Raw genomic sequence first — 1324 nt, forward strand, 5'->3', positions numbered from 1 at the left:
CATTAGTGTCCCGTTAAAATCGGGACCAGTTAAATATTAATCAAATAACCCCGGAAAGAGGGGACAATCGAGTTCTTTGACATTATTGAAATCAGTCCTTTCGAAGAGATCTACGAGTGGTGTCTTATCCATAAGCGAAATACTTAGAATCTGAAGAACCTCATAAGTCGATCGCTTAAGTTGAAAATCATGTTGTACGATAGCAACAAGGCAATAGGCTATGATTGCCGATGAAATTTGGATTCTCACAGCATTCTCTGTAGTACCCCAAAACTTCTTGATCTTGAGGTGCTGCTTTAGCCATTTGAAGAACAGCTCTATCTGCCATCTATTCTTGTAAAGATTGGCGATTTCAGGTGCTGTAAGATGAAAGGCATTGGTTAGGAAAGCAAACTCCCTGTCTTGTTCTTCATCATAGAATTTGACGAGTCTGAGTTTCTCTGGATACTTTCGGTATGAATTGTATTCAATGAATTCAATTACAGCATCTGTCAATATATTCTTTGGCAACCTGCGTCTCCATTTACAGCATTTGTATTGCAGATTCTTCTTGGCTCGCACAACAAAGAACGATTCATGCTGATGTATTTTGAAAAGTTCCTTGAATGCATTATATCCACGGTCGAATACATAGTAAGAACCTGATTCATAAGGAATTTCCTTCATGGAATTTGAGTCGTAAATGGATGCTGTAGAGATATGGAAGAAAGCAGGAACCTGAGATTCGAGGTCATATAACACATGTGCTTTTATCCCTCCCTTCTTCTTACGGAACTTTGCCCACCAGAAGACTGACAAACACAAAGGAATTGTCGTTGAGTCGAAGGCATACACATTGCCTTTCAACTTGAAGATATCCGTTACCCGTTTCTTTCTGGCTTGCTCCATCATATAGAAAGCAAAGTCTTCAAAGATACGGTAGTCACGATTCTGATTGGCTGAAGCAAATGTCGTTTTCGCAATAGGCTTACGCCCTAATCCAAGATGGTATTGCTTTGCTCTATGTGCTTCAAAAGCAACTATCAAATCTCGCAAACTCTCTCGATTACTCAGTTGACCAAACATCATAGCAAGCAACTGATTCCAACAAGTGAAATGCTTCACATAGCGGTTTCCATCATACTTGCGAACATAGTTGTTAAACTGAGTTCTGTTCAAAAAAGCGGTGAGCTGGGCAAAAACGTATTTGTCTTGGAACATAACAGTCATTTAAATTTGACTGCAAAGTTACGAAATCAAGTCCGTTTCATTTCAAAACACCACCTAATAGACTGTAGTTCAATTAATTCAAAGAGCGATTAGCCCACCTTAACGGGACATTAGT

General features: G+C 39.3%; 1 protein-coding gene. It reads right to left on the reverse strand.

From position 1 onward, the window contains the following. Window positions 1–36: 36 nt before the first annotated feature. On the reverse strand, window positions 37–1200 hold the full coding sequence (locus HMPREF0650_RS02760) for an IS4 family transposase (protein WP_004348208.1): 1164 nt from the start codon (window positions 1198–1200) through the stop codon (window positions 37–39). Window positions 1201–1324 lie beyond the last annotated feature (124 nt).

This window comes from Hoylesella buccalis ATCC 35310, from assembly GCF_000177075.1.
Classification (GTDB): Bacteria; Bacteroidota; Bacteroidia; order Bacteroidales; family Bacteroidaceae; genus Prevotella; species Prevotella buccalis.